The organism is Aliterella sp. E5.1 (genome assembly GCF_057473825.1).
Genome location: NZ_JBYCCV010000347.1, coordinates 1 through 1,441, shown reverse-complemented (window position 1 = coordinate 1,441; position 1,441 = coordinate 1). Strand labels below are relative to the sequence as shown.

Sequence of the window (1,441 nt, the reverse complement as noted above, 5' to 3'; positions counted from 1 at the left end):
CTTTGTTCGATTTGTTGACGAGCTAGGCCCTTCACACTTAAAATTGCTAACTTTCATGAATGGTAGCGAATCGGACCTCGCTCACAGGGTAAACGCATCTAAATTTTGAGTCAGATTATACTGGCATCTTTCAGGATCTTGGTCAAAAACCGATTGTCCATTGCTGCCTTGTATCGCTTCATCTTCAGGCTGTCCTTAGAAGACTCCTGCCGCAAAAGATTGAGAGCCAGCCGCCGCATCAGACTGAATTTCCGAGGTGCATGGTCCTTGCGAATCCGAGACGCATCCTCAGCAAACGTCACATCCAAACACCAGTGCAGTTGGTTTTCCACCTCCCAGTGGCAACGGATGTACTGGGCAAAGTCTGCGGAGGCAACCGCTAAGGAACTGATGAAGTAGCGCACTTGGCGGGTTTGTGTATTCCACAAGTCTCGCGTGCTTTCAACTACCACTAAAGTCTGCAGTCGTGGCCAAGGGGCAATCAGCTCTGGAGGAAAGACTTGGGTGACGGGTACTTGCCAAAGGGTGCGCCGCTCAATCCGATGATGTCCCGCTTCACATACACTCACCTCACGGGTGACGAGGCTGGGTTGCGACCCAGTCCGATGCTGCCTCAACCAGTCCTCGGCTAGAGTTGCTAGCGTAGGTTGGTTGTGCTTGAGTGCCAGAATATAGTCTGCTTGAGCGGCGTGAATCTGGCGGGCAATTGCAGTTTGAGTCCCCATTGCATCGAGCGTGATGATAGCTCCTTGGACATCCAGTTGCTCCAGGAGCACCGGAATCGCCGTGACCTCATTGGATTTGGTATCTACAGCACATTGGCCTAACACCAGACGATGCTCACTAGCCCACGCACTCACCATCTGCAGGGCTTTGACGCCGCCTTCACGGTCATAGGAGCCTTTGAGGGTTTTGCCGTCAATGGCAATGACCTGAGTACCCAGATGAGCGGCAATCAGACGCACCCACTGTTGAAACTTGGCTTACAACTCTACAGGGTCGAGGCGGGCAAACACGCGGGCAAAGGTATCATGAGACGGAATCCCGTTCGGCAGGGCCAGGAAGGTTGCTAGCCATGCTTGTTTAGCTAGAGCGTAGGTCTCAATGGCGACCCAGCTATCAGCTCCTGAGAGGATAGCAAACAGCGCAATGGTAATGATATCAACCAGTTGATGAGCGCGGGTGCGTTCCACCCTTGGGTCAGGGATGCAGCCGAAGTACTCATTGACAGCGGCTTGGAGAGCTTCTTGGGTGTTGGTGGATGGCATAGGAGCTTAAAGTGCCAACCTTACCTCAAATCCGCTCCACTTTTAGATGCGTTTACCCTGGCTCCATGGCCAGTAAAGCTATTTATGCTGTTTCTTTCAATTTATTCTAAATAGGCTTCCCTCCAATTTGTTCGATCACAGCGGTGGTAAAACTGAGTTAATAAATGTGAATT

The 1,441-nt window shown here is 51.5% G+C and carries 1 pseudogene; it reads right to left on the bottom strand.

The window, feature by feature from the left end:
• Positions 1-110 precede the first annotated feature (110 nt).
• A pseudogene (locus tag AC2VE5_RS27110) lies at positions 111-1,268 on the bottom strand (ISAs1 family transposase).
• Between the last annotated feature and the right edge of the window lie 173 nt (positions 1,269-1,441).